Below are 24,363 nucleotides of genomic sequence, written 5' to 3'. Positions count from 1 at the left end.
CCCTACCTCGCGGAACCTCCCCCCGGTTTCCGCTTGCTGTTTCGCCGGGCAGGTAGCCGAATGGGTATGAGAATCGAGTCCCTCAAGCGGGTGACATTTGCCTATCGGCGAAGCAACACTGCGGAGTCGCTGATGATGGTGCCATTGGCGGCACGATGCCGCCAGAAGAGCGAAGACCTGTAGGCAGCGGCCCCGGAAGGCGGCAAAATCGGCTTCGCTTGAAGCCTATCGCAACAGCCCCGTGCGCGGCGCCGTCCGGTTCCAGCGATTCACCATCATCAGGGATCCGATGCACACCATGTTGGTCAGCATGGAGCTGCCCCCGTGGCTCATAAAGGGCAGGGGAATACCTACGACGGGGGCGAGGCCCATGACCATCATCAGATTGATCGCGACGTAGAAGAAGATCGAGGCGGTCATTCCAAAGGCCAACAGCTTGTCGAAGCGCTCGGTGCTCGCGCGGGCCACCGACAGTCCCCAGCCAAGGATCATGGCGAATGCGCCCAATACGACGAGGCCGCCCAGGAAGCCCCATTCTTCGGCCATGGTCGCGAAGATGAAATCGGTATGAGGCTCGGGAAGATAATCGAGATGGCTCTGCGATCCTTCGTTGAAGCCCTTGCCGGAAAAGCCGCCCGAGCCGATCGCGATCTTCGATTGGGTGATGTGATAGCCATCGCCGAGCGGATCGCTTTCGGGATCGAGAAAGGTGAAGACCCGCTTCTGCTGATAGGGTTGCAGCGCGAAGAAAAAGGCGAGGGGCGCGAGGAGGGCGGCGGCCAGTCCCGCGCCGAGAAACCAGCGCAATGGCAGTCCGGCTGCGAACATCACCATGGCGCCGCCGAAGGTTATGGCCAGGGATGTCCCAAGGTCTGGCTGAAGAAGGACCAGGGCCACCGGTGTCAGGATCAAGGCGACCGCCGGGATCAAAGCCCGCCAGGTTGGCACCATCCCGACTGGAAGCGTCGCGTAAAATCGCGCCAGCATCAGCACGATGGCGGGTTTCATCACCTCGGACGGTTGCAATTGAATGAAACCGAGGTCGAGCCAGCGCTGGCTACCGCCGCCTACGAAACCGATCACCTCCACCGCGCCCAGCATCAGGAGCACGATCACATAGATCGGGAAGGCGAAGAACATGGCCAGATCGCGGGAAAACCGGCTGAGCACAAAGGCCATGACCAGAAAGATGCCGAACCGGATCACATGCGACGATGCGTAGGGTTCCCAACTTCCCGCAGCGGCCGAAAACAGAACCAGCGCGCCGAAAGCGATCAGCACGAACAGGGGTAAGAGCATCTGCCATGGCTGCCGCGCGATCGGCGCGGGGACGATGCCGTTCATTGTTCCGGCTCCGCATTGGCGGCGGCGGATGTGCGCGAGATCTCTTCGGGCGTGCGATCGTCGACGCGCGAGGGATTGGATTCTTCGGCAAGTCCTTCGGGTTGGCGCGCCGCAAGCCGGGCTTCGGCCTCGACCCGGTCGAAAATGTCTTCGTCGCGCGCCGGAACCGGCGGGACAGATTCGCCCTGCGCCGCGGCATAGGCCCGGTATTTGGAATTCAGCCGCTGCTGCGCATTGCCGCCCCATTGTTCCTCGAGCGCGCGCAGGGCATCCATCCCCTTGGCGGGGTCGAACATGAAGGTCATCACATCGCGCGCGATCGGATAGGCCGCGCCCGAACCGCCCCCATGTTCGATCACCACCGCACCGGCGTATTTCGGTTTATCGAACGGGGCGAAAAACACGAACAGCCCGTGGTCGCGATACTTCCATGGACCACTGCGCCCGTCCGAGACGCTGAGCGAGACAACCTGCGCGGTGCCCGTCTTGCCGGCCATTTTGATGTCTTCGAAAGGCAGGCGAGCCCGCCCGGCAGTGCCCGGGCCATTGACCGTATCGCTCATTGCCTGGCGGACATAGCCGATCTCTTCCGGACTGAAATCGAAATGTTCGAAACGCGGCTGTTTGTCCGACATGCGCAGGCGCGGCATGACCTTGAAGCCGGTCGCCATGCGCGCGCTCATGACCGCAAGCTGCAGGGGGTTGGTGAGGTAATAGCCCTGGCCGATCGACGAGTTCACCGTATCGTAGGGTTGCCACGCGCTACCGTGGCGGCGCTGCTTCCATTCGGGCGAGGGGACTGTGCCGAAGAACTGGCTCTGCACCGGAAGCGGGAACTCTTCGCCGAGCCCCATCTTGTGCGCCCATTCGGCGACCTTTGCGAAACCCACCTGCTGGGCGAAGTGATAGAAATAGCTGTCGCAGCTTTGATAGATGGCCTTGGCCATGTCGACCCGGCCGTGATTGCTCCAGCAGTTGAAGAAACGGTTGCCGATCCGGCGCCCGCCATTGCACATGATCGTTTCTTCGGGCTTCACGCCGGCATCGAGAAAAGCCATGCAGTGCATCGGCTTGACGGTCGATCCGGGCGGATACAGCCCCTTGAGCACCTTGTTGCGCAACGGCACGCGCTCGTCATCGCGCAGCATGGCATATTCGACCCGGCCGATGCCTTGCGAAAAACTGTTGGGATCGAAGCTTGGCATGGATGCCATGCACAGAAGGTCGCCGCTCTCGCAGTCCATTACCACAACCGAACCGCTTTCCAGACCGATGCGGCGTGCGGCGTAATCCTGCAATGGCCCGTCGATCGTCAGGCGAACCGGATCGCCCTGAATGTCGTCCCGCGTTTCGAGTTCGCGCACGATGCGTCCCGATGCGGTGACCTCCACCCGCCGTGCCCCGGGGATCCCGCGCAAATCCTGCTCGAACTGCTTTTCGAGTGCATCCTTGCCGATCTTGTAGCCGGGCGTGACCAGCAGCGGGTTGCGATCCTGCTCGGCATATTCCTCGGCATTGGCCGTTCCGACATAGCCGATCAGGTGCCCGACGCTGGGGCCGGTCGGGTAGAAACGCGAGAATCCGCGCTGCGGCACGACGCCCGGCAGATCGGGCAGGCGCACGCTGACGGCGGCGAACTGATCGTAGCTAATGCCCGAGGCGATTTCCACCGGCTGATAGCCGGGACCATCATCGACGCGCTTGCGAATGTCCGCAGCCTGATTCTCGTCGAGATTGAGAAGATTGGCGAGCGCGGTGATCGTCGCATCGGAATCGGGTGTGCGCTCGGGGATTATGTCGACGCGAAAATCCGCGCGGTTCGATGCGAGGGGCGCGCCATTGCGGTCGAGAATCCAACCGCGGCGCGGGGGTATCAGCGACAGGTTGACCCGGTTGCTTTCGCTTTCCAGCTCGTACTTCTCGTTCTCGGCGATCGCAATGTAACCCATGCGCGCCGCCAGCAGCACACCGAGACCGCCCATCGCGGTCCCGATGACGAAGGTCCGGCGATCGAAGGCATTGTCGAGCGTTGAATGGGTGACGACTTCGCGCGGTCGGCTCCGCTTGCGCAGACGCATCAGACAGCCTTCCAGCGATGGAGCCGGAACCGGTCGAGCATGGCGACGATACGGGCCGCTATTGGGAAGAGAAGGATGGTAAACACGAGTTGCGGAACGAGAGCGACGAGGGAATGGACATTGGGTTGGCCACCCGAAAGCAACCAACCTGCTAGCAGATAGGACAGGATCAATATACCGGCACTGAACCAGTCCTGCCAGAAGGCCCGCCATGGCAATCGGCTTTCGATCAGTTCGATAGCGATCATGATCAGCGACCAGGTGAAAATGGCGAAACCGAACGGCTGACCGCTATACAGATCGTCTACCAGACCAAGCGGCATTCCGGCCCATACGGGCAGCAGACCGGGGCGCACCAGCCGCCAGGCAAGCAGCATGAGAAGCCCCAGCGGCGGCACCATCGGAAGAGCCGCGGCGATGGCGAAGATCGGCAGGATCGACCCGATGACGATCGATATCCACGGGACGGCATTGGCAATGATCGGAGAGTGCGAGCGGTTTATCCGGCTACCATAAGCGTCGCTGCGCGAACGCGGGTCATTGCGCTCCATCACTCGGACAGCTCGCGCTCGACCGGGGTGGTGGCGCCCAGTGCCGCTTCCGGTTCGAAAATCGGCTCCACGCTCACAAAGTCGGTTGCTGCCGGATCGCTGACGATACGGGCGAGCCCTCCATCATCGGTGGTTTCGGTCAGTATCGCCACAGCAATGCCGGGCGGATAATAACCGCCCGCGCCACTGGTAACGAAGACGTCTCCGGGCTCAAGCGGATTGATGCCGAGATTGATCAGCCTGATTCGCAGGAGGCCGTCGCCGCGCCCTTCGGCAAACGCCACGACTTCATCCTTTGCGCGCCGCACCGGAAGTACGCTTTCGCTGTCGGTGAGCAGCAGAACGCGCGAACTGTCGCCACCGGCTTCGAGAATGCGGCCAACCACGCCGCGCGGTGAACGCACGGGCATTCCGACGCTCACCCCATCGTTCAGGCCTGCGCCGAGATAGGCGAACCGGCGGCTGCTGGAGGCGGAAGATCCGACGAGCCGGGCAACCACCACAGGTTTCCGCTCGTCATCCTGAAGGTCGAGCAGGCCCTTGAGGCGGGCATTTTCCTGCTTCACCGCCTCGGCTTCGGCCAGGCGAATACGGGCGATCTCCATCTCGCGCTTGAGTTCGGCGTTCTTCGAGCCCGCCCGATAATACCCGCTGACCGTGTCCCAGAACCCTTTGGAGCCGGTGCGCACGGTCGCGGCGGTTTCTGTCGCCGGAGATACCCCATCCTGCGCCGCACCGCGCAGCCCGCCGAAGAGATGCGGCTGAAAGAAAGACAACACCAGCAGCGTGGCGCCAATCAGCGCGCCCACGCCCGCGATCACGTAGCCGGTGAAGAGGTTGTATTGCGCCCTTCGAGAATATCCCGAGCGCCGTGAGCCTGTCGGCGCCATCCCCTATGCCTTTCTCAAGCTGTCATAAGGACGCCGCGATAGATCGGGTCCTCCATCGCGCGCCCCGTGCCGAGCGCGACGCAGGATAGCGGATCTTCGGCGATCGTTACCGGCAGGCCGGTTTCTTCGCGCAGATATTCGTCGAGCCCGCCGATCAGCGCACCGCCGCCGGTAAGCACAATACCCTGGTCGACGATGTCGGCCGCCAGTTCCGGAGCGGTGTTTTCCAGCGCGATGCGCACGCCTTCCACGATCGCACCGATCGGTTCGGACAGCGCTTCGGCGATGTGGCCCTGATTGATGGAGATTTCCTTGGGCACGCCGTTCACCAGGTCGCGGCCCTTGATCGTGATGCTTTCGCCAACGCCGTCTTCGGGCGAGCGCGCGACGCCGAAATCCTTTTTGATGCGTTCGGCGGTGCTGTCACCGATCAGCAGGTTGTGATGTCGGCGGACATAGGACACGATCGCTTCGTCCATCTTGTCGCCGCCAGTGCGGACCGAAGTCGTGTAGGCGAGACCGCGCAGTGACAGGACGGCAACTTCGGTCGTGCCTCCGCCGATATCGACCACCATCGAACCGACCGGTTCGGTCACCGGCATGTCGGCACCGATGGCGGCGGCCATGGGTTCGAGAATGAGGTAGACCTGGCTGGCGCCGGCATTGGAAGCCGCGTCGCGGATCGCGCGGCGTTCGACGCTGGTCGAACCGGAGGGAACGCAGATGGTGATTTCGGGATAGCGCATCAGGCTCTTGCGCCCGTTCACCTTCCGGATGAAGTGTTTGATCATCTCTTCGGCCACGTCGAGATCGGCGATCACGCCGTCGCGCAGCGGGCGAATGGCCTCGATACTGTCGGGCGTCTTGCCCATCATCATCTTCGCATCGTCGCCCACGGCCTTGACGCGCTTCATACCGTTGATCGTCTCGAGCGCGACCACGCTCGGTTCATTCAGGACAATACCCTGATCCTGCACGTAAACCAGCGTATTGGCAGTCCCCAGGTCGATCGCCATATTCTGCACGCCGAATTTGAAGAGATTGTTCCAGAAGCCCATTGTTATTCGATTTTCCGTTATGTCGCGTGATCCGGCGAGAGGGGATGCGGCCCGCTCGCACCTCTCCGGTAGGAATGGTGGCGGTGCCTTAGCGATATAATGCTTCGAATGCCAAAAATTTCCGTCATTCCTGCGGGGGATAGATGAACGCGCCATCTCGGATTCGCGACACTTCGCCGCTACACTTCCTTGCCCATGCCAGAAATCCGCCGCCTGCCTGAAAATCTCGTCAATCGCATCGCTGCCGGCGAAGTGGTCGAGCGCCCTTCATCCGCGCTCAAGGAGCTCGTCGAAAACGCGATCGACGCGGGTGCTTCGCGCATTGCCGTGAAGTTGGTCGAAGGCGGTCTCGACAGCCTCGAAGTGACTGATGACGGATGCGGGATGTCGCCCGAACAGATGGCCCTGGCGCTGGAACGTCACGCCACATCCAAGCTGGCCGACGATGCGATCGAACAGGTGTCCACCCTGGGCTTTCGCGGCGAAGCCTTGCCGAGCATTGCCAGCGTTTCGCGCTTTACTCTGGAAAGCCGCCCGCATGATGCGGAACAGGGCTGGCGCCGGGTTGTCGATCACGGCGAAACCGTAGCCGAAGGCCCGGCTGCCCTGCCACCGGGTACGCGGGTAAGGGTGGAAAACGTCTTCGGCAAAATCCCGGCGCGGCGCAAATTCCTGCGCACACCGCGCAGCGAATATGCCGCCTGCAAGGATGTGGTCCTTCGGCTCGCCATGGCGCGGCCCGATATCGCAATCACGCTAGACCATGGCGATCGGCGGATATTCGGACTGCAGGGCGGGGAAGGGCTCGCTAACCGGGCCGCGCAACTGATCGCCCGCGAACTCAAGGACAATGGGGTCGCCATCGATATGGAACGGGGCGCGATGCGGCTGACCGGGATTGCCGGCCTGCCAACCTATAATCGCGGCGTTGCCGACCACCAGTATCTGTTCGTCAACGGCCGCCCGGTGAAAGACCGTCTGCTGACCGGCGCGGTGCGCGGCGCCTATGCCGATATGCTGGCCCGCGATCGCCATGCGGTGCTGGCGCTGTTCCTCGACCTTCCGTGCGAGGATGTCGACGTCAACGTTCATCCGGCCAAGACCGAGGTGCGGTTTCGCGATTCGCAGGGGGTGCGCGGCTTTATCGTTTCGGGCTTGCGACAGGCGCTGGCCACGGGCGACAAGCGCAGCGCGCAAACCCCCGATGCGGGTGCCATGGCCCGCTGGCAGCAGGAGCCGACCGGAGACGAACCGGCCCCGGCGCTTCGCTCGATCTTCAACGGCCGCGACTGGGCCGGCCCGCAGCATCGCGTGTCGGAAGCGAATGCCGCGTGGCGCGCGGTGGAGGCGGATGTCATGGCCGAGCCGCATGGCCGCGCCGAGGAGGCCGCGCCGGTCGCCCAGGACACCGAAGACTATCCGCTCGGTATCGCGCGCGGGCAGGTGGCGAAAACCTATATCGTTGCCGAGGCCAAGGACGGGCTGGTGCTGGTCGATCAGCATGCGGCGCATGAGCGGCTCGTACTCGAACGGTTGCGCGCTGCCGGGGCGGAAGAGGCGGTGGCGCGGAGCCAGGCGCTACTCATCCCCGAAGTCGTCGAACTGGACGAGACGAGCTGCGACAGGCTCGAGGAAGCCGCGCCGAAGCTTGCCGAGCACGGGCTCGCGCTGGAACGCTTCGGACCCTCCGCCATGTTGGTGCGCAGTCTGCCGCACGCCATCGCGCGGACCGATCCCGACAAACTGCTCCGCGATATCGACGACGATCTTGCCCTCAATGGCGAGGCGCTGCTGCTGGGCGAGAAGCTCGACCTCGTGCTGGCGACCATGGCCTGCCACGGTTCGGTGCGGGCAGGGCGTGTATTGCGGGTCGACGAAATGAATGCACTGCTGCGCGAAATGGAGCGTACGCCGCGTTCGGGCCAGTGCAATCACGGCCGCCCGACTTGGGTGAAACTGTCGATGGAAGACGTCGAGAAACTCTTCGGGAGGCATTGATGCGCGCCGGAATTCTCTTGCTTGTGGTGGCACTGGCCGCCTGCTCGAACGAACAGACCGAGGAGGAACGGCAGGCTGCCGTGGCCGAGGTGAAGGCCAACCAGACACCGGCGCCCGAAAACCTCGAGCTCGGCGCGATCCGGTATCGGGAAATCGAACAGCACGATCTTTATGGCGCCGGATGCAGCTTCGCGCCCGAAGGCGGCGGTTTGTCGGCGGTCGCGCTGGCCATGGCGGAGACCGGGCATTTCCTGCGCGGCGGCGAACTAATGACGCTGGCTGCAGACAAGGGGAGCGCGGAACTGCCCTATCTCGCGCGGCGCAAATATGATGGCACGGAATATTCTATGACCCTCGACCTGGATGAGGCCGAGGGTGAACAGGTGGGCGAGGAAGTCAGTGATTTTCCCGCGACGCTGACGATCCGCGATGCGGCCGACCGGATCGTCTACCGCAAGGATGGCATCGCCCAATGCGGAGCCTAGGCCAGCCTAGACTAGGTTGGCCTAGTCGGCCCCGTTGGGATCGCGCGTACGGATCAGTCCGTTGGACTGCATTTCCAGCACCACTTCGTCATGCTGGTTAAGCGTCCTGATCCGGGTTTTGAAAATGCCCATCTCAGGTCTTGATTGGCTGCGGCGCTTCTCGATCACCTCCGTCTCGCAGCGCAGAGTGTCCCCGGGATAGACCGGCTTTTTCCATCGTAGATGGTCGATACCCGGAGATCCGAGGCCGGCCGATTTCTCCTGTTTCATATTCTCGACCATCATAGCCATGGTCATCGAACATGTATGCCACCCACTCGCGGACAGCCTGCCGAAATGGGTCTGCGCTGCCGCCTCCTCGTCGAGGTGGAACGATTGCGGATCGTATTTGGAGGCAAACTCCATCACCTCTTCGCGCGTGACCTGATACCGGCCGAAGGCGCGCTCCCGCCCGATCTCGATGTCTTCGTAGAACTGCATTGCAAATTGCAATGGATCACAATGCCGGGCGAAGCAACATCCAAATTCCCATGCCCATCATCGCAAGGTTTTCGGTCAGCGAGATAAAGCCGAGCGGCACATTCGCGCTGCCACCCACGCAGGCGCATTTGATTTCGCGCTTTTGCACATAGACGGCATAGAACACGCTGACAGCCCCGACCGTGCCGATAAACAGGGCGATGGGGATCGACAGCCAGGGCAGCAATCGACCGGCCATAAGGACGGCTGCGGTTGCCTCGAGAAAGGGGTAGGCATAGGCATAGCGAACCCAGCGCTGCCCCAGCAGGTCGTAGCCGACGAACATGGTCGAGAACTGTTCCACGTCCTGCAGCTTCAGCATGGCCAACATGGCCATGGAAAATGCCACGAACCACTCGGCGGTGCGGATCGTCAACGGGGTTTCGAATACGAACTGGCTGAGGGCAAGGGCGAGGGCCGCGCTGACGGCAAAGACCGCAATCACCGGGCGGTAGCTGGTGGCTTCCGGATCGCGCGCGCGGTCGAAATGTTCGGCCAGATCGGTGTATCCTCCGATACGCTCGTCGGCGATAAAGGCCTGCGGCGTCGTCGATACATCGAACTTTTGCTTGAACGCGTCGGTTTCTTCACGGGTTGTAAGGTGTTGATCCTCGACCCGATACCCTTCGCGTTCAAGCAGCCATTTGGCTTTGATCCCGTAGGGACAGACATGTTTGTCCATCACCATTCGATAAAGTGTGGCGGTCTTTTCCATGCGCGCCAATTATACCCCCAGGGGGTATAAATCAAGTCAGGCGCGAAATTGCGGAATCCGGCCGTCGGAGCCCATGTCCGGAATGATCCTGTAGCGCGACAGCACGAGGCTGAAGAGACCGAATGCAAGCAGCCCGATGGCAACCAGCGTGAAGATCACACCTTCTCCTGCCAGGCTGGCGACGGCATCGCCCAGCGTTTTGATCTGACCCGCCGAGCCCGACAGAAAGCCGGCTTTGAACAGCGACCAACCAATGACGAGGAACACCACCGCCCTGGCGACATAACCGATGCCCCCTATCATCCGTGTCTGCGAAGGGGCCGCGCCGCTGATGCGGTTCATGAAGCTGCCTGTAAGCCCTTTCTTCGCCTGGAATACGGCAGTGATGAAAAAGGCAATTCCCAGGAGGCCCAGCAATGCGCCGCCGAATTCCATCGAAAGAACACCCGAAGCCGCATCCTGTGCGCCGCTACCGCTGTCGCTGCCGGAGGTAGCGAACTTATACGCCGAATAGGCCAGCGCCAGGTGGCCGATGGCGCTCCCCGCGTGCCCGATACGATGAGCCCAGCCGGTGGTGTCGCTGCCGTGATTTTCGATATCGAAGAAGGTCGAGGCAAATCGAAACAGGGCATAGGCGAACAATCCCACGACCATCAGCCAGAGAATGGCGGTGCCGAGCGGGAATTCGTGGATCGCTTCGAAAATGCCGTTCGTGCCCTGGCTGATCTTGCCTGCGCTGGTGAGCGCGATGAGGCCGAGAACCGAATAGAGTATCGCGCGGCTGAAATAGCCGACGCGCACCAATGTACTGAACTTTTCCGATTTATCGACCACGGTCGTCTCCCCGTTGAACTTTGAATGGCAACGGGGAGGGCGCGTGCTCGTTCCGCTGGGCCTCTAATTTTGCCCCGCGAGCGCCGGTGCGACATCTGCAAGATCGCCGTCCGCGCGGCTTGTCTGGGGAAGGCCGACGAGATGGCGCAGCAGCGGCGCGACCGCGGTGTTCTGAAACGGTGCCAGTGTTGCGCCACTGCGGAAAGCCGGACCATGGGCAATGAACAGCGCGGCCATTTCCGGCGAGAAGGGATCATAGCCATGGTTTCCGCCGCTCCAGCTTGTGCCGGAAGCTGTGGCCGAAATCGTCCAGCCGGTTTCGGGCAGGCAGAAATAGGGCGGGATCCGGTCATGCGTCCCGTATTGATAGCGCGTCGGGATCTCGCCCTTGCGCCAGCATTCCATTCGATCGTGATCGCGCAGAAGCGCGGCTTCCAGCGCGGCTCTGTTGCCTTCGGTCGGCTCGAAGGTGGCATAGGCTCCGCCTTCGACCAGACGATAGAGCGAGGGGTCGATGATATCGGCAAGCACGATCATCTTGTCGGAACCCGTCGCGGCCATGCCGTGATCGGAGACGATCACCAGATTGGCAGGTTGGCCGAGCGTTTCGAGACCGGCGACGAGATCGCCGATATGGCTGTCGATATCGCGCAGGGCGGTCTCGATCTGCTGGCTCTCCGGCCCTCCGCCATGGCCGGCGCTGTCCACGGTGTCGAAATAGAGCGTCACGAATTCTGGACGGATATCGGCGGGGCGCCGCAACCAGTCGAGCACCGAATTGACCCGCTGGGTGTTCGATACCTGCATGCTGAAAGCCTGCCAGTCGCTCGCCATGATGCCGTCGGTCACCGGTCCGTAGCGTACGGCGGTGCCGCCCCAGGGAACCGCCGAGCCGGGCCAGAACATGGCCGCGCTGCGGATGCCTGCCTCTTCGGCCTCGACCCAGACGGGCTTTGCTTCGCTCCACCAATAGGGATCGACCGTGGCCATGGTGAAGGGGTCTTCCGGCCTTCCGGTATCTTCCATCCGGTTGGCGGTGATGCCGTGATGGTCGGGCACCAGCCCGGTTACCAGCGTCCAGTGGTTGGGAAAGGTCTTGGTCGGGAAGGACGGGCGCATCGCGGCGCTTGCCCCGTCCGCCGCGAGACGGGAGAGCGTGGGAGTCAATCCGCGTTCGAGATAGTCGGGGTGAAACCCGTCGATCGATACGAGAATGGTAACGGGATCGCGCTGTTCGACCGGGGCGCTGACGATCGGCGGCTCGGCATAAGTGGCGCACCCGCCGAGAGCGCTGGCAAGGCCAAGGGCGAGAGCAGCGGCGATCCGGTTCATGGGTTTGTCCTCAGACGTTGAATTTGAACAGCATTACATCGCCATCCTGGACGAGGTAATCCTTGCCCTCCTGCCGCAGCTTGCCCGCTTCGCGCGCACCGCTTTCACCGCCGAGAGCGATGTAATCATCGAAGGCAATTGTTTCAGCGCGAATAAAGCCGCGCTCGAAATCGGTGTGAATTTCGCCAGCGGCCTGCGGTGCCTTGGCGCCAACGGGGAAGGTCCAGGCGCGCGCTTCCTTCGGACCGGCGGTGAAGAAAGTCTGCAGGCCGAGCAGCTTGTAGCCCGCCCGGATCACGCGGCTCAGGCCGCTTTCGTCGAGGCCGAGTTCGGCGAGGAATTCCCCCCGGTCCTCGGCCGGCATGGCGACCAGTTCGGCCTCGATCGCGGCCGATACCACGACTGCTTCGGCCCCTTCCGCCGCAGCCTTGGCGAAAACCTGTTCCGACAGCGCATTGCCGGTGGCGGCGTCTTCTTCGGCGACATTGCAGACATAGAGCACGGGTTTGGCGGTAAGCAATTGCGCCTGGCGGAAGACACGGGCTTCTTCCTCGTCCTTCGGCTCGGTGAGGCGGGCGGGCTTGCCGTCCTTGAGCAGGTCCAGCGCCTGCCCGAGAACCGACGCCATCAGCTTGGCTTCCTTGTCGCCGCCGGTTGCGCGCTTGGCTGCGGCGGGGACGCGTTTTTCAAGGCTTTCCAGATCGGCTAGCAGCAATTCGGTTTCGACCACTTCGGCATCGGCCAGCGGATCGACCTTGTTGGCGACGTGCTGGATGTCGTCATCCTCGAAGCAGCGCAGCACGTGGACGATTGCATCGACTTCGCGGATATTGCCGAGGAACTGGTTGCCGAGGCCTTCGCCCTGGCTCGCGCCTTTTACCAGACCGGCAATATCGACGAAGGCAAGCTGCGTCGGGATCACCTTGGCCGATCCGGCGATGGCGGCGATCTTGTCGAGCCGTTCGTCGGGGACGGCAACCTGGCCGACATTCGGCTCGATCGTGCAGAACGGATAGTTCGCTGCCTGCGCGGCCTGCGTTTCGGTCAATGCATTGAAAAGGGTGGACTTGCCGACATTCGGCAGGCCGACGATCCCGCAACGGAAACCCATCAGAAACTCCGGAAAAAGTGTGTGGCGCGCGCCTTAGCCGCGCGTTACACGAAATGCCAGAGGATCAGACGTTGTGGACGGCCTTGATCATCGGCCCGAAGGGCGATTCCCCCAGCCAGCCGACTTGTACCTTGGCGCTGACTTCGTTGATCGGGATTTGCGGCTTCGGTCCGGGATGCACCGGTTTGCGCAGCGGGCGTGTGCCGGGCGGCATTGCAATGATCGCGGCGATGGCATTGGGCACGTCCATCGGATCGGTCGATCCGCCGCCACCGCCGCCACCGCGCCCGCGCAACTGGTCGATCGTCGCGGGATACCCTGCGAGGTGTGTTTCGTCGGCGCGGTCGAGCAGGACAAGCGTCAGGCGATTGGCATTCTCCCAGATTTTGGTCGGATAGCCGCCCGGCTCGATGATCGTCACGTCGATGCCATGCGGCACCAGCTCATAGGCCATCTGCTCGCTCATCGCCTCTAGCGCGAATTTGGTGGGCGAGTATTGACCATATCCCGGCACGATGACCCGTCCGAGCTGCGAAGTCACATTGAAGATCTGCCCCGATTTGCGCGCCCGCATCGCGGGAAGGGCGGCGCGAGCGAGCCGGTGCGGGCCATAGACATTGGTATCGAACAGCGAGTGCGTGGCCTGCATGTCCTGGATTTCGATCGGTCCGGCGGTGGAAATACCCGCATTGTTGACCAGGACATCGAGCGCGCCACCCGCGATACGTTCGGCTTCGGCAACGCCTGCGGCAACCTGGGCATCGTCCGTGACGTCGATCTCGATCACATGGAGATCGAGGTTTTCCGTAGCGGCCAGTGCGCGCAATTCGTCGGCTTCGGGACGGGGCAGGTTGCGCATGGTGGCGAAGACCCTGGCGCCCTTGCGCGCGAAATCTTCCGCCATCAACCGCCCGAAACCGGACGAGCATCCGGTAATCAAGATCGCTTTGCCCGTCAGCTTCGGTGCGGTGGCGAGCTGATCGGTCTGGGCCAGCGACGCGGACGCGGCCAGGGCACCGGTGGCGGCGGCTCCGGCAAGCAGGGTGCGGCGGGTGAGATCGGGCATCGTTGGTCACCTCTCGCGCGCATCATCCCCCGGGGCGGAGGAAATGGCCAGTGGTTCGGGCCTGGTGCGTTCTACTCTCGAACGACGATCGGCGCCGCTAGCAAGGGTGTGTTTCCCGGAGCTGGCGGCGCTTATGCGTTAATTCTTCAATTCTTCTGTTTGCGCTTCTTGCGGCGATACAGGGCAACCGCTGCGCCGTATCCAGCCACGCCGGTTCCCATCATTGCAAGAGCGCCGGGTTCGGGTACGGAAGTGCCTCCGCCTCCGCCGGGTTCGCTTGGCGGCTTCGTAAGAGCAGCGGCCGGTGCAGCCGCCGCGAGTAACGAAGCGCAAACGAGTGCAATCTGGCAAACACGCATTCTTGAATTCTCCGTGGTCAGGAAAGACCGGCTATCGCACTACGGTATCGGGCGCACTGCCCGTATCCGGACTGTTTCTTGGTGGGACATGTACTACGCAAGTCGTGAACAAGCTCCTTACATCCGCAGGGCAAGCTCGCTCATGAAACGGGGATCGTCGTCTTTTGCCAGCCATTCGGCCTCCGCCGCGATGGCTCCCAGCATCGCAGCCAGCGGGTCCATCTCCGACTTCGTGTAATTCCCCAGAACGTGCCCATGGACGCGCTCTTTCGAGCCCGGATGTCCGATCCCGATCCGCACCCGGCGAAAATCGGGGCCGAGATGCTGGTTGATCGAGCGCAGTCCGTTGTGACCGGCAAGGCCGCCGCCCCGGCGAACCTTTACCTTGAACGGCGCGAGATCGAGTTCATCGTGAAACACCGTTAGCGCATCGGTGCCGAGCTTATAGAAGCGTAGCGCCTCGCTCACCGCACGGCCGCTTTCGTTCATGAAAGTCGCTGGTTTGAGAAGCAGAATCTTCTCACCGGCGATTGTCCCTTCCTGAACCCAACCCGAGAACTTCTTCTGCACCGGGCCGAATCCGTATGTTTCCGCGATGACGTCCACCGCCATGAAGCCGACATTGTGCCGGTGAAGCGCGTATTTGGGTCCGGGATTTCCAAGGCCTGTCCAGATCTGCATGCGCGCCCCTTAGCTTCGCTGTTCCCAAAAGCAAAACGCCGGCCCCTTGCGGGACCGGCGCTTCGATTGCGATACCGGAAGTGCGGATCAGTCGTCGGACTGGTCGGCTTCGCCTTCGACGGTTTCGGCATTCTGTTCGGTGACTTCGGTTTCTTCGACCTCGTCGCCTTCCTGCGTGGTGTCGCCTTCGGCCTTCTTGAGCGCCGAGGGAGCGACCAGCGTGGCGATGGTGAAGTCGCGATCGGTGATCGCGCTCTCGCTGCCTTCGGGCAGGGTCACTTCGCTGATGTGGATCGAATCGCCGACTTCCTTGCCGGTCACGTCGATTTCGATTTCGCCGGGGATCTTGTCGTTTTCACAGACCAGTTCGAGCTCGTGGCGAACCACGTTGAGGACGCCGCCCTTCTTGAGGCCCGGGCTGTCTTCTTCATTGAGGAAAACGACAGGGACCGAGACTTCGATCTTGCCGCCCTTGGCGAGGCGGAAGAAGTCGACGTGCTCGGGTCGGTCGGTGACCGGGTGAAGCGACACGTCCTTGGGAAGCGTCTTGACCTTCTTGCCACCCAGCTCGATCTCGACGATCGAGTTCATGAAGTGACCGGTCATGAGCTGCTTGACCAGCTCCTTTTCTTCCACGTGGATCATCGTGGGTTCTTCCTTGCCGCCATAGATCACGGCGGGGATGCGGCCTTCGCGACGCAGTGCACGGGAGGCTCCCTTGCCAGCCCGTTCGCGCGTCTCGGCCGGCAGGGTCAGAGCATCGCTCATGTCGCTTACCTTTCGAAATACGTTGGTTACATGTTCGGTCCACCACGCCTCCAGGGATGACCATGGTGCCGAAGGGCGCGCGCTTAGCAGGGCGTGCGCGAAAAGCAAGCGCGAAGGTGCGGGGCAGGGCGCCCTATTCGATCCGGCGAACCGTATATCCGCGGGCTTCGAGCAGGGCGGGCAGGCCATGGTCGCCCAGCAGGTGCCCGGCGCCGACCGCGATCAGCGGTTTGTCGCGGGCCGAGAGAAGGTTTTCGATCTGCGCCGCCCAATCGGCATTGCGATCGCGCAGTAAGACCTGCGCCAGTTCGGGGTCGGCCAGAATTCCGCGACGGGTCAATTGCGTAAGCCGTTCGGTATCGCCTTCCAGCCAGGCATTTGCCAGCGTCCCGATCTCGCCCCGATGATCGCGTGACTCTTCCAGAACCGCATTGAGCAGATCGCGCTGCTCGTCTTCGGGCAAACTGTCGAAGATCGCAAGCTGGCCCTGCGCGCCCTCCAGTTCGACCACTTCGCGTTTGTCGAAAGCCGCAAGCAGGACGCGATCGGCCCCGTTTTCGGCCTTCGCCGTTTGCGCCACCTGCGCCAGCGCCAGCGCCGCGGCCCAGCTTTCCATGGGATCGAAATAGGCGCGCCGCACCTTGGCCTTGACCAGCAATTCCTCGAACTCGCCGCGCAGCTCGGGATCGATCCGTTCGGCGATCGGTCCGGCCGGGCGATCATAGGCCATCTGCTCGAACAAGGCGGAAAGCGCCTCGCCATTCTCGAGATTCGCGACCTCCACCACCAGCATGTCGGCCCGGTCCACCACCGTATCGAGCCGTTCGGAGCGCCAGCGGGTGCCATCGGGCAGAGCGTGGATCGTGCCGAACATCCAGCCTTCGGTCACGCCCCTGCCGTCGACAATTTCCCACAGGGCGGGATAAGGTCCTTCGGGCTTGACGGTATCGGCCTGCTTGCCGCAGGCGGCTAGCAGGAACGTCAGGGCCGCAGTCAGGCCAAGGAGAAAGCGCGAGGTCATGCTGTCCGAGTGCATGGTTCGATGGCGCTGGCAAGCCTGCAATGACGCCTGACCGGACATGGGACGGTTACTGTACCCGCGTCACGGTCAGTCCGCTGCCGGTGAGATAATCCTGCACACTGTCCCGACCGGCAAGGTGGCCTGCACCCACCGCGATGAACACGGTGCCGGGCCGATCGAGCCGCTCGTCGATCCACTCTGCCCAGCGTTTATTGCGCTGGTAGAGCAGGGCATCGGCCAGCACCGGATCGGTCAGCCCTTCATTCATGAGCACCGCCAGACCATCGGCATCGCCTTCGAGCCATTCGGCAACCATCCGGTCCATCATTGGAACGACTTCGTCGATATTGTCCGCCGACGCCATCAGAAAGGCGAGCTGCGATTCGACCGGCAGCGTGTCGAAAAGTTCGATCTGCCACTCCAGCGTCTCCAATGCGCCGCGCGCCGCATCGGCGGGCGCCAGCTCCTCCAGCTTCGTTTCCACACCGCTTTCGGCGGCATAGCCCGCCTGCATCAACGGAACCACGGCCAGCGTCATTCCCGCGAACCAGGGTTGGAAACGGTCGAATGCGGCGGGCGGCATACCGAGCCTGGTCAGCGCGATCTCGTAACTCGTCCGATCCGGTTCGCTAAGCATATCGCGCAGCGATTCGTCGGCGGGCAGCAAGGCTTTGGCCATGACCATCTGCTGCGATGCCGGGTCTTTCGCGGCCCCATCGGGGATTTCGGTCACCAGTTCCTGCGAAGCGGCCAGCGCGCTTTCTATCGGCCCCTCATACCATTCGACGCTTTCGGGAAGTGCATGGACCGTCCCGAAAAGGTAAATCGTGGTGTCTTCGTCGGTGACCTTCCACAGGCCCGGCCCTTTCGCGGCCGGGGGTTCGGCCATAACGGGTGCGGCCGCGACATCGGTTTCCGGATAGGCCGCGCATCCCTGCAGGGCGAGCGTCAGCGGGGCAAGGCAGGCAATGGCCTGGCGAACGGTAGGACGGGTCATGCGCTGCGATTCCTTTTGGATTGGTTTCCCGCGATAGCGAGGCTGCGCCGCATTTGCCAAGCCGGGTGCTTGAGCGGTGTGTGCTGCTATCGCTGCGCTGCGGCATTGACCGTGCAATTCGCTTGCGCCATTGCCCCGCGCCATGGACCGCAATCCGCAAAAATCCTTCCAGGACATGATCCTCGCGCTGCACGATTTCTGGGCCGCGCAAGGGTGCCTTATCCTTCAGCCTTACGACATGCGCATGGGCGCGGGCACCTTCCACACCGCGACCACGCTGCGCGCGTTGGGGCCGGAGCCGTGGAACGCCGCCTTCGTCCAGCCCTGCCGCCGCCCGACCGATGGCCGCTATGGCGAGAACCCGAACCGGCTGCAGCATTATTACCAGTACCAGGTGATCCTCAAGCCGAGCCCACCCGACATCCAGGACCTCTATCTCAAGAGCCTCGAAGTCATCGGCATCGATCCCTTGAAGCACGATATCCGCTTTGTCGAAGACGACTGGGAAAGCCCGACCCTGGGGGCATGGGGCCTCGGCTGGGAAGTCTGGTGCGACGGGATGGAAGTCACCCAGTTCACCTATTTCCAGCAAATGGGCGGGTTCGACTGCAAGCCTGTTGCGGGCGAGCTGACCTACGGGCTCGAACGCCTCGCCATGTATATTCAGGGCGTCGACAATGTGTACGACCTGAATTTCAACGGGGGCACGTCCTCAAGTAGCGAAGCGGTAGGACGCGAAAGACTCGTGACTTACGGCGACGTCTTTCTCGAGAACGAGAAGCAGATGTCGAAGTGGAACTTCGAGGTCGCCGAGACCGATGCGCTGTTCGACCTGTTCAACAAGGCCGAGGCCGAGTGCAAGAACGCGCTCGCCAACGACGTGCCCATCGCCGCCTACGAGCAGGCGGTCGAGGCGAGCCACATCTTTAACCTGCTGCAGGCGCGCGGCGTGATCAGCGTCCAGGAACGCGCCAGCTATATGGGCCGCGTCCGCGACCTCGCACGCGGATCGTGCGAAGCGCATATGGAAAAGGAAGCGCCCGCGTGGGCCGAGAAATATCCGGAGTGGTCGAAATGAGCCTGACCATCCAACCCATCCACAGTCATTGCGAGCGGAGCGAAGCAATCCAGTCCCGCACTATCTGGATTGCCGCGCCGCCTGCGGCGCCTCGCAATGACTGGGAGAGCGAGCAATGAGGGACTTCCTCCTCGAACTGCGCAGCGAAGAAATCCCCGCCCGGATGCAAGCCGGTGCGCGCAAAGAGCTCGACAAGCTGTTCCGCCGCGAGATGGATGCCGCCGGTGTCGCGACTGGCGAGATCACCGTCTGGTCGACCCCGCGCCGCCTTGCGCTGATTGCGCGTGGGCTACCCGAAGCCACCGAGGCTGTGAGCGAGGAACTGAAGGGGCCGCCGGTCGGCGCGCCCGACCAGGCGATCGACGGGTTCTGCCGCAAGGCCGGTGTCGAACGCGGCGATCTGGAAACGCGCGAGGTGAAGGGCAGGGCGACCTATTTCGCCGTCAAGAACGTCCCCGGCCGGGCAACGAAAGACCTGCTCGCCGAGGCAATCCCCGCGATCATCCGCGATTTTTCATGGCCAAAGTCGATGCGCTGGGGCGCCGCCTCGATCAGCACCGAGAGCCTTCGCTGGGTACGTCCGCTTTCGGGCATCGTCGCGCTGCTGGGTGACGATGTGGTCGAGTGCGAAGTGCATGGCGTTACCTCCGGTGCAGTCACGCTGGGCCACCGGTTCCACCACTCGGGCGACATCACCATCGGCAATGCCGACGACTACGCGATGAAGCTGCGCGCGGGCCATGTCATCGTCGATCACGAGGAGCGGCAGGACATGATCCGTTCGGGCGCCGCAAAGGTCGCTTCCGAAGCCGGCCTCACGCTGGTCGAGGATGAGGGGCTGGTGGTGGAGAACGCCGGCCTTACCGAATGGCCCGTCCCCCTGCTCGGCCGGTTCGAGGAGGATTTCCTCGAGGTCCCGCCCGAGACTATCCAGCTCACCGCGCGCGTGAACCAGAAGTATTTCGTCTGCGAAGACGCGCAGGGCGAGCTCGCCAACGCCTTCATCTGCACCGCCAATATCGAGGCGGAGGATGGCGGCGCGCGTGTGGTCGACGGCAACCGCAAGGTCCTCGCCGCGCGCCTGTCCGATGCGCGCTTCTTCTGGGATGTCGACCGCAAGAAAGCGCTGGCGGAACATGCCAAGGGGCTGGAGCGGATCACCTTCCACGAAAAGCTGGGCACCGTCGCCGACAAGGTCGACCGCGTGGCGAAGCTGGCAAGGTGGCTGGTCGAAGAGGGTATCGTCACCCCGGACTTGATCCGGGGTGGTGCTTCTTCAGGCGCTGCAGAAGAAAAGCACGACCCCGGCTCGGGGGCCGGGGTGACGAAGGAGCAATTGGCGGACTGGGCGCAACAGGCCGCTGAATTGTGCAAGGCCGATCTCGTCACCGAAATGGTCGGCGAGTTTCCCGAACTGCAAGGTCTGATGGGCGGCTATTACGCCCGCGCCGAGGGCCTGCCCGACGAAGTCGCCGACGCCATCCGCGATCACTACAAGCCGGTCGGGCAGGGCGACGATGTGCCGACCGCGCCGGTTACGGTGGCGGTGAGTTTGGCGGACAAGCTGGATACGCTCCTAAGCTTCTTCGCAATTGGAGAGTATCCCACGGGTTCGAAAGATCCGTTTGCTTTGCGTCGGGCTGCGCTTGGCATCATCCAACTTTTGAACGTGGGTAAACTCAACTTGTCGCTCGGTGGTCTCCTCACGCGCTGGGAAGCCTACTTCGACCAAGAAAAGTGCGACTGGCTAAAGAATCAAGCAAAGTTGGGCATTTCAGAAACCATTTTGGGCAGGCCCAACCCCCACGATAAAAGCAAGCTATTCTATGGTCTCTCCCTCTCGGAATTTCGCGAACTTTGGACAGATACCAAATGGGCAGATCTTGTAGAGTCGTCTGAGCAACGTAGTGTCGACTTCTTCGCCGACCGCCTCAAGGTCCAGCAGCGCGAAGCAGGCGTCCGCCACGACCTCATCGACGCGGTCTTCGCGTTAGGTGGAGAGGACGATCTCGTCCGCCTGCTCGCCCGCGTGAAGGCGCTGCAGTCCTTCATGGAGACCGAAGACGGCGCAAACCTCCTCGCGGGCTACAAGCGTGCGGCCAACATTCTCAAGAAGGAAGACTGGCTCAAATCCTCCGCCGTCACCCCCGCGCAGGCGGGGGTCCCGCTGCCTTCGGATGCAACCGCAGAAGACAAGCGGGATTTCCGCCTTCGCGTGAATGACGGGGATGAAGTCGAACATACCGGCGACGAAGACCCGCTGGAAAATGTCGACGACCCGCAAATGCGTGAAATCTATGCCGAAGCCGCCAAGGCGAAACAGCTTTCCTACACGCCCGAACCGGCGGAAAAGGCGCTGATGGATGCTCTGGCAACTTCGGAACCGGAGGCCGCCAAGGCGATCGAGGTGGAAGACTTCTCGGCCGCGATGGCTGCGCTTGCAGGTCTTCGCGCCCCGATCGACCGTTTCTTCGATGAAGTGACGGTAAACGCGGATGAAGAAAACAAGCGGGCACATCGCCTCAACCTGCTTGCAGCCTTCCGTGCTGCAGTGCACAAAGTGGCCGATTTCTCGCGTATCGAGGGTTAGGTCGGCCGTGTTCCGGGTGTCGGGAAGAAAAATCGGCCGATCTGTCACCCTGGGCACCGAAATGTATTACAAGCACCTGAAAACAGGTGCTTTCTTTTGTTGGAATTAGGGTGACACCCCTGTAACCCCGTGTCACCTACAGGCACCGGGACAGGAGCTTTCATGTCGGAAACAGTCTTCACCTTCGGCGGCGACGCGCCGCATACGAATGCAAGGCAGAAGGACAAGACCGTTACCGGCGGCAAGGGCGCCAATCTGGCCGAAATGGCCAGCATCGGCCTGCCCGTCCCTCCCGGCTTCACCATCGCGACCGAGGAATGCCTCAAATATCTCGCGGGCGGTTCGGACTTTTCGGAAAAGCTGCGCAGCGACGTCGCCGCAGCGCTGAACCATGTCGAGAAGACCGTGGGCAAGGATTTCGGCAATCCCGCCGATCCGTTGCTCGTCTCGGTCCGCTCGGGCGCGGCAGTGTCGATGCCCGGGATGATGGACACCGTGCTCAATCTCGGCCTCAACGACGAGACGGTCGAAGGCCTTGCCAAAACCAGCGGCGACGAACGCTTCGCCTGGGACAGCTATCGCCGCTTCATCCAGATGTATGGCGATGTGGTGCTCGGCGTGGATCACGGCCTGTTCGAGGAAGCGCTCGAAATCGCCAAGGAAGACAATGGCTATTACGCCGATACCGAGCTTTCCGCCGAGGAGTGGAAGGCCCTGGTCGCGCAGTACAAGTCCATCGTCGAGGAAGAGCTGGGCAAGCCATTCCCGCAGGACCCGGTCGAACAGCTCTGGGGCGCGATCAGCGCCGTGTTCGATAGCTGGGATACCGAACGCGCCAAGATTTACCGCCGCCTGAACGACATACCGCATGACATGGGCACGGCGGTCAACGTGCAGGCGATGGTCTTCGGCAATATGGGCGAAACCAGTGCCACCGGCGTCGCTTTCACGCGCGATCCCTCGACCGGCGAGAAGGCCTATTACGGCGAATGGCTGGTCAATGCGCAGGGCGAGGACGTGGTCGCGGGCATCCGCACGCCGCAATATCTGACGAAGGCGGCGCGCGAGGCAGCCGGGGCCGACAAGCCGAGCATGGAGGAGGCCATGCCCGAGGCTTTTTCCGAACTGGCACATCTCTTCGACCTGCTCGAAAAGCACTATCGCGACATGCAGGATATCGAGTTCACCGTGCAGCAGGGCAAGCTGTGGCTGCTGCAGACCCGCAATGGCAAGCGCACTGCCAAGGCCGCGCTCAAGCTGGCGGTCGACATGGTGGACGAGGGGCTCATCGACGAGAAGACCGCGATCCTGCGCGTCGACCCGATGGCGCTGGACCAGTTGCTCCACCCGACGCTCGACCCGGATGCACCGCGCGATGTGCTGACCACCGGCCTGCCGGCCTCGCCCGGCGCGGCTAGCGGCAAGATCGTGCTCGATGCGGATACGGCGGAACTGTGGGCGGGGCGCGGCGAGAAGGTCATCCTCGTGCGTGTCGAGACCAGCCCCGAGGATATTCACGGTATGCACGCGGCGACCGGTATTCTCACCGCGCGCGGCGGCATGACCAGCCACGCCGCCGTGGTCGCGCGCGGTATGGGGCGGCCTTGTGTTTCGGGCGCCTCGCAGGTCTCGATCGCACGCGAAGGGCGCACGCTTGCAATCGGCTCGCGCGAATTGAAGGAAGGCGATGTCATCACCATCGATGGCGCCAACGGTCAGGTCATGGCGGGCGAAGTTGCGACAATCGAGCCCGAACTCGCGGGCGATTTCGCCACGCTGATGGAATGGGCGGACCGGCATCGCCGGATGAAGGTCCGCACCAATGCCGAGACCGAAACCGAATGCCGCATGGCGCGTCAGTTCGGCGCCGAAGGCATCGGCCTGTGCCGGACCGAGCATATGTTCTTCGATGCTAGCCGGATCAGTGCAGTGCGCGAGATGATCCTCGCCGACAGCGAGGCCGGTCGCCGCGCCGCGCTCGACAAGCTGCTGCCCGAACAGCGCAGCGATTTCGTGACCATCTTCGAGGTCATGGCGGGCCTGCCGTGTACGATCCGCCTGCTCGACCCGCCGCTGCACGAGTTCCTCCCGCATGGCGATACCGAGTTCGAGGAACTGGCCGAGGCCACCGGCGTACCGATCGAGAAGCTGCGTCGCCGTGCTGGCGAACTGCACGAGTTCAACCCGATGCTGGGCCATCGCGGCTGCCGGCTCGGGATCACCTATCCCGAAATCTACGAGATGCAGGCGCGGGCGATCTTCGAAGCCGCCTGCCAGGTCGCCAAGGAAAGCGGCGAAGCGCCGGTGCCCGAAATCATGATCCCGCTCGTGGCCACTCGCCGCGAGCTGGAACTGCTCAAGGCAGTGGTCGACCGTGTCGCGAGCGAGGTGTTCGAAGCCACGGGCTGCACGGTGGATTATCTCGTCGGTACGATGATCGAGCTGCCGCGCGCCGCGCTGATGGCGGGCGAGATTGCCGAAGTGGGCGAGTTCTTCAGCTTCGGCACCAACGACCTGACGCAAACGACGCTGGGCGTCAGCCGCGACGATGCAGGGCGCTTCCTCACGACCTATGTCGACAGGGGCATTTTCGCGCGCGATCCGTTCGTCAGCCTCGATATCGACGGGGTTGGCCAACTGGTCGAACTGGCGGCGGAGCGGGGCAGGGCGACACGCGACGGGCTCAAGCTGGGCATTTGCGGCGAACACGGCGGCGATCCCGCCAGCATCGCTTTCTGCGAGGCGACCGGGCTCGATTACGTCAGCGCATCGCCCTATCGCGTGCCGATCGCGCGACTGGCAGCGGCACAGGCGAGCCTGAAAGACTGATCGCCTGCGAAGCCAGGGAACTCAGCCTGAAATGCCGAACGGCGACGGCTGAGAAAATA

21 protein-coding genes are annotated in these 24,363 nt (G+C 62.8%); 5 read left to right on the top strand and 16 right to left on the bottom strand.

Annotation, left to right across the window (positions count from 1 at the left end):
* Positions 1-225 precede the first annotated feature (225 nt).
* Genes rodA through MUY37_RS08580 form a run of 5 tightly spaced genes read right to left on the bottom strand, consistent with a single transcriptional unit; the run spans position 226 to position 5,921 of the window.
* The gene (rodA, locus tag MUY37_RS08600) at positions 226-1,344 is read right to left on the bottom strand and encodes a rod shape-determining protein RodA (RefSeq protein ID WP_499194928.1); all 1,119 of its coding nucleotides are present in this window, start codon (positions 1,342-1,344) and stop codon (positions 226-228) included.
* A complete protein-coding gene (gene mrdA, locus MUY37_RS08595; protein ID WP_499194927.1) occupies positions 1,341-3,422 on the bottom strand; it encodes a penicillin-binding protein 2 in 2,082 nt (693 codons plus the stop codon). Before mrdA ends, rodA begins: the two co-directional genes overlap by 4 nt.
* A complete protein-coding gene (gene mreD / locus MUY37_RS08590) occupies positions 3,422-3,973 on the bottom strand; it encodes a rod shape-determining protein MreD (protein ID WP_499195137.1) in 552 nt (183 codons plus the stop codon). Before mreD ends, mrdA begins: the two co-directional genes overlap by 1 nt.
* A complete protein-coding gene (mreC, locus tag MUY37_RS08585; protein WP_499194926.1) occupies positions 3,973-4,863 on the bottom strand; it encodes a rod shape-determining protein MreC in 891 nt (296 codons plus the stop codon). The genes mreD and mreC overlap by 1 nt, the downstream gene beginning before the upstream one ends.
* 14 nt (positions 4,864-4,877) lie before the next feature.
* Positions 4,878-5,921, bottom strand: coding sequence for a rod shape-determining protein (locus tag MUY37_RS08580; RefSeq protein WP_499194925.1), 1,044 nt, complete (start codon positions 5,919-5,921; stop codon positions 4,878-4,880).
* Between the two features lie 195 nt (positions 5,922-6,116).
* On the opposite strand from MUY37_RS08580, the gene mutL reads away from it, so the two are divergent.
* On the top strand, positions 6,117-7,919 hold the full coding sequence (mutL, locus tag MUY37_RS08575; protein WP_499194924.1) for a DNA mismatch repair endonuclease MutL: 1,803 nt from the start codon (positions 6,117-6,119) through the stop codon (positions 7,917-7,919).
* A complete protein-coding gene (locus MUY37_RS08570; RefSeq protein ID WP_499194923.1) occupies positions 7,919-8,404 on the top strand; it encodes a hypothetical protein in 486 nt (161 codons plus the stop codon). The genes mutL and MUY37_RS08570 overlap by 1 nt, the downstream gene beginning before the upstream one ends.
* 21 nt (positions 8,405-8,425) lie before the next feature.
* Here the strand turns inward: MUY37_RS08570 and MUY37_RS08565 are convergent, their stop codons facing one another.
* From MUY37_RS08565 to MUY37_RS08515, 11 genes are all read right to left on the bottom strand, one after another.
* Positions 8,426-8,884 carry a MaoC family dehydratase gene (locus tag MUY37_RS08565; RefSeq protein ID WP_499194922.1) on the bottom strand — a complete coding sequence of 153 codons (459 nt, stop codon included), beginning with the start codon at positions 8,882-8,884 and terminating at the stop codon, positions 8,426-8,428.
* Positions 8,885-8,900: 16 nt separating this feature from the next.
* On the bottom strand, positions 8,901-9,638 hold the full coding sequence (locus MUY37_RS08560) for a MauE/DoxX family redox-associated membrane protein (protein WP_499194921.1): 738 nt from the start codon (positions 9,636-9,638) through the stop codon (positions 8,901-8,903).
* Between the two features lie 36 nt (positions 9,639-9,674).
* On the bottom strand, positions 9,675-10,472 hold the full coding sequence (locus MUY37_RS08555) for a DUF1206 domain-containing protein (RefSeq protein WP_499194920.1): 798 nt from the start codon (positions 10,470-10,472) through the stop codon (positions 9,675-9,677).
* 63 nt (positions 10,473-10,535) lie between these two features.
* Positions 10,536-11,804 (bottom strand): alkaline phosphatase family protein, encoded by a 1,269-nt coding sequence (locus tag MUY37_RS08550; protein ID WP_499194919.1) that lies wholly within the window; start codon positions 11,802-11,804, stop codon positions 10,536-10,538.
* 10 nt (positions 11,805-11,814) lie between these two features.
* Entirely contained in the window at positions 11,815-12,915 is a 1,101-nt protein-coding gene (gene ychF / locus MUY37_RS08545; protein ID WP_499194918.1) for a redox-regulated ATPase YchF, read from the bottom strand.
* A 64-nt stretch (positions 12,916-12,979) separates the two neighbouring features.
* Positions 12,980-13,981 (bottom strand): SDR family oxidoreductase, encoded by a 1,002-nt coding sequence (locus tag MUY37_RS08540; protein WP_499194917.1) that lies wholly within the window; start codon positions 13,979-13,981, stop codon positions 12,980-12,982.
* A 146-nt stretch (positions 13,982-14,127) separates the two neighbouring features.
* Positions 14,128-14,340 carry a PEP-CTERM sorting domain-containing protein gene (locus MUY37_RS08535; protein ID WP_499194916.1) on the bottom strand — a complete coding sequence of 71 codons (213 nt, stop codon included), beginning with the start codon at positions 14,338-14,340 and terminating at the stop codon, positions 14,128-14,130.
* A gap of 117 nt (positions 14,341-14,457) precedes the next feature.
* Positions 14,458-15,021, bottom strand: coding sequence for an aminoacyl-tRNA hydrolase (gene pth / locus MUY37_RS08530; RefSeq protein WP_499194915.1), 564 nt, complete (start codon positions 15,019-15,021; stop codon positions 14,458-14,460).
* Positions 15,022-15,108: 87 nt separating this feature from the next.
* Complete coding sequence (locus MUY37_RS08525) at positions 15,109-15,789, bottom strand: 50S ribosomal protein L25/general stress protein Ctc (RefSeq protein ID WP_499194914.1); 681 nt, start codon at positions 15,787-15,789, stop codon at positions 15,109-15,111.
* Positions 15,790-15,922: 133 nt separating this feature from the next.
* Positions 15,923-16,810 (bottom strand): TraB/GumN family protein, encoded by an 888-nt coding sequence (locus tag MUY37_RS08520; RefSeq protein ID WP_499194913.1) that lies wholly within the window; start codon positions 16,808-16,810, stop codon positions 15,923-15,925.
* A 67-nt stretch (positions 16,811-16,877) separates the two neighbouring features.
* Positions 16,878-17,807, bottom strand: a complete 930-nt coding sequence (locus MUY37_RS08515; protein WP_499194912.1) for a TraB/GumN family protein — start codon at positions 17,805-17,807, stop codon at positions 16,878-16,880.
* 142 nt (positions 17,808-17,949) lie between these two features.
* Between MUY37_RS08515 and MUY37_RS08510 the strand changes: the two genes are divergently transcribed.
* From MUY37_RS08510 to ppdK, 3 genes are all read left to right on the top strand, one after another.
* On the top strand, positions 17,950-18,885 hold the full coding sequence (locus MUY37_RS08510; protein WP_499194911.1) for a glycine--tRNA ligase subunit alpha: 936 nt from the start codon (positions 17,950-17,952) through the stop codon (positions 18,883-18,885).
* Between the two features lie 115 nt (positions 18,886-19,000).
* On the top strand, positions 19,001-21,475 hold the full coding sequence (glyS, locus tag MUY37_RS08505; RefSeq protein WP_499194910.1) for a glycine--tRNA ligase subunit beta: 2,475 nt from the start codon (positions 19,001-19,003) through the stop codon (positions 21,473-21,475).
* A 162-nt stretch (positions 21,476-21,637) separates the two neighbouring features.
* On the top strand, positions 21,638-24,304 hold the full coding sequence (gene ppdK / locus MUY37_RS08500) for a pyruvate, phosphate dikinase (protein WP_499194909.1): 2,667 nt from the start codon (positions 21,638-21,640) through the stop codon (positions 24,302-24,304).
* The last annotated feature ends 59 nt before the right edge of the window (positions 24,305-24,363 follow it).

The sequence above is a fragment of the Qipengyuania sp. ABI-127-1 genome (assembly GCA_022953095.1).
Taxonomy (GTDB): domain Bacteria; phylum Pseudomonadota; class Alphaproteobacteria; order Sphingomonadales; family Sphingomonadaceae; genus Qipengyuania.
The sequence above is the reverse complement of the archived record's forward strand: the minus strand, read 5'-3'. Positions and strand labels throughout refer to the sequence as shown.

Bases quoted from the DNA above. Each gene is read 5' to 3' on its own strand.
- rodA (WP_499194928.1), bottom strand. From the start codon at position 1,344: ATGAACGGCATCGTCCCCGCGCCGATCGCGCGGCAGCCATGGCAGATG.
- mrdA (WP_499194927.1), bottom strand. From the start codon at position 3,422: ATGCGTCTGCGCAAGCGGAGCCGACCGCGCGAAGTCGTCACCCATTCA.
- mreD (WP_499195137.1), bottom strand. From the start codon at position 3,973: ATGGAGCGCAATGACCCGCGTTCGCGCAGCGACGCTTATGGTAGCCGG.
- mreC (WP_499194926.1), bottom strand. From the start codon at position 4,863: ATGGCGCCGACAGGCTCACGGCGCTCGGGATATTCTCGAAGGGCGCAA.
- MUY37_RS08580 (WP_499194925.1), bottom strand. From the start codon at position 5,921: ATGGGCTTCTGGAACAATCTCTTCAAATTCGGCGTGCAGAATATGGCG.
- mutL (WP_499194924.1), top strand. From the start codon at position 6,117: ATGCCAGAAATCCGCCGCCTGCCTGAAAATCTCGTCAATCGCATCGCT.
- MUY37_RS08570 (WP_499194923.1), top strand. From the start codon at position 7,919: ATGCGCGCCGGAATTCTCTTGCTTGTGGTGGCACTGGCCGCCTGCTCG.
- MUY37_RS08565 (WP_499194922.1), bottom strand. From the start codon at position 8,884: ATGCAGTTCTACGAAGACATCGAGATCGGGCGGGAGCGCGCCTTCGGC.
- MUY37_RS08560 (WP_499194921.1), bottom strand. From the start codon at position 9,638: ATGGAAAAGACCGCCACACTTTATCGAATGGTGATGGACAAACATGTC.
- MUY37_RS08550 (WP_499194919.1), bottom strand. From the start codon at position 11,804: ATGAACCGGATCGCCGCTGCTCTCGCCCTTGGCCTTGCCAGCGCTCTC.
- ychF (WP_499194918.1), bottom strand. From the start codon at position 12,915: ATGGGTTTCCGTTGCGGGATCGTCGGCCTGCCGAATGTCGGCAAGTCC.
- MUY37_RS08540 (WP_499194917.1), bottom strand. From the start codon at position 13,981: ATGCCCGATCTCACCCGCCGCACCCTGCTTGCCGGAGCCGCCGCCACC.
- MUY37_RS08535 (WP_499194916.1), bottom strand. From the start codon at position 14,340: ATGCGTGTTTGCCAGATTGCACTCGTTTGCGCTTCGTTACTCGCGGCG.
- pth (WP_499194915.1), bottom strand. From the start codon at position 15,021: ATGCAGATCTGGACAGGCCTTGGAAATCCCGGACCCAAATACGCGCTT.
- MUY37_RS08525 (WP_499194914.1), bottom strand. From the start codon at position 15,789: ATGAGCGATGCTCTGACCCTGCCGGCCGAGACGCGCGAACGGGCTGGC.
- MUY37_RS08520 (WP_499194913.1), bottom strand. From the start codon at position 16,810: ATGACCTCGCGCTTTCTCCTTGGCCTGACTGCGGCCCTGACGTTCCTG.
- MUY37_RS08515 (WP_499194912.1), bottom strand. From the start codon at position 17,807: ATGACCCGTCCTACCGTTCGCCAGGCCATTGCCTGCCTTGCCCCGCTG.
- MUY37_RS08510 (WP_499194911.1), top strand. From the start codon at position 17,950: ATGGACCGCAATCCGCAAAAATCCTTCCAGGACATGATCCTCGCGCTG.
- glyS (WP_499194910.1), top strand. From the start codon at position 19,001: ATGAGGGACTTCCTCCTCGAACTGCGCAGCGAAGAAATCCCCGCCCGG.
- ppdK (WP_499194909.1), top strand. From the start codon at position 21,638: ATGTCGGAAACAGTCTTCACCTTCGGCGGCGACGCGCCGCATACGAAT.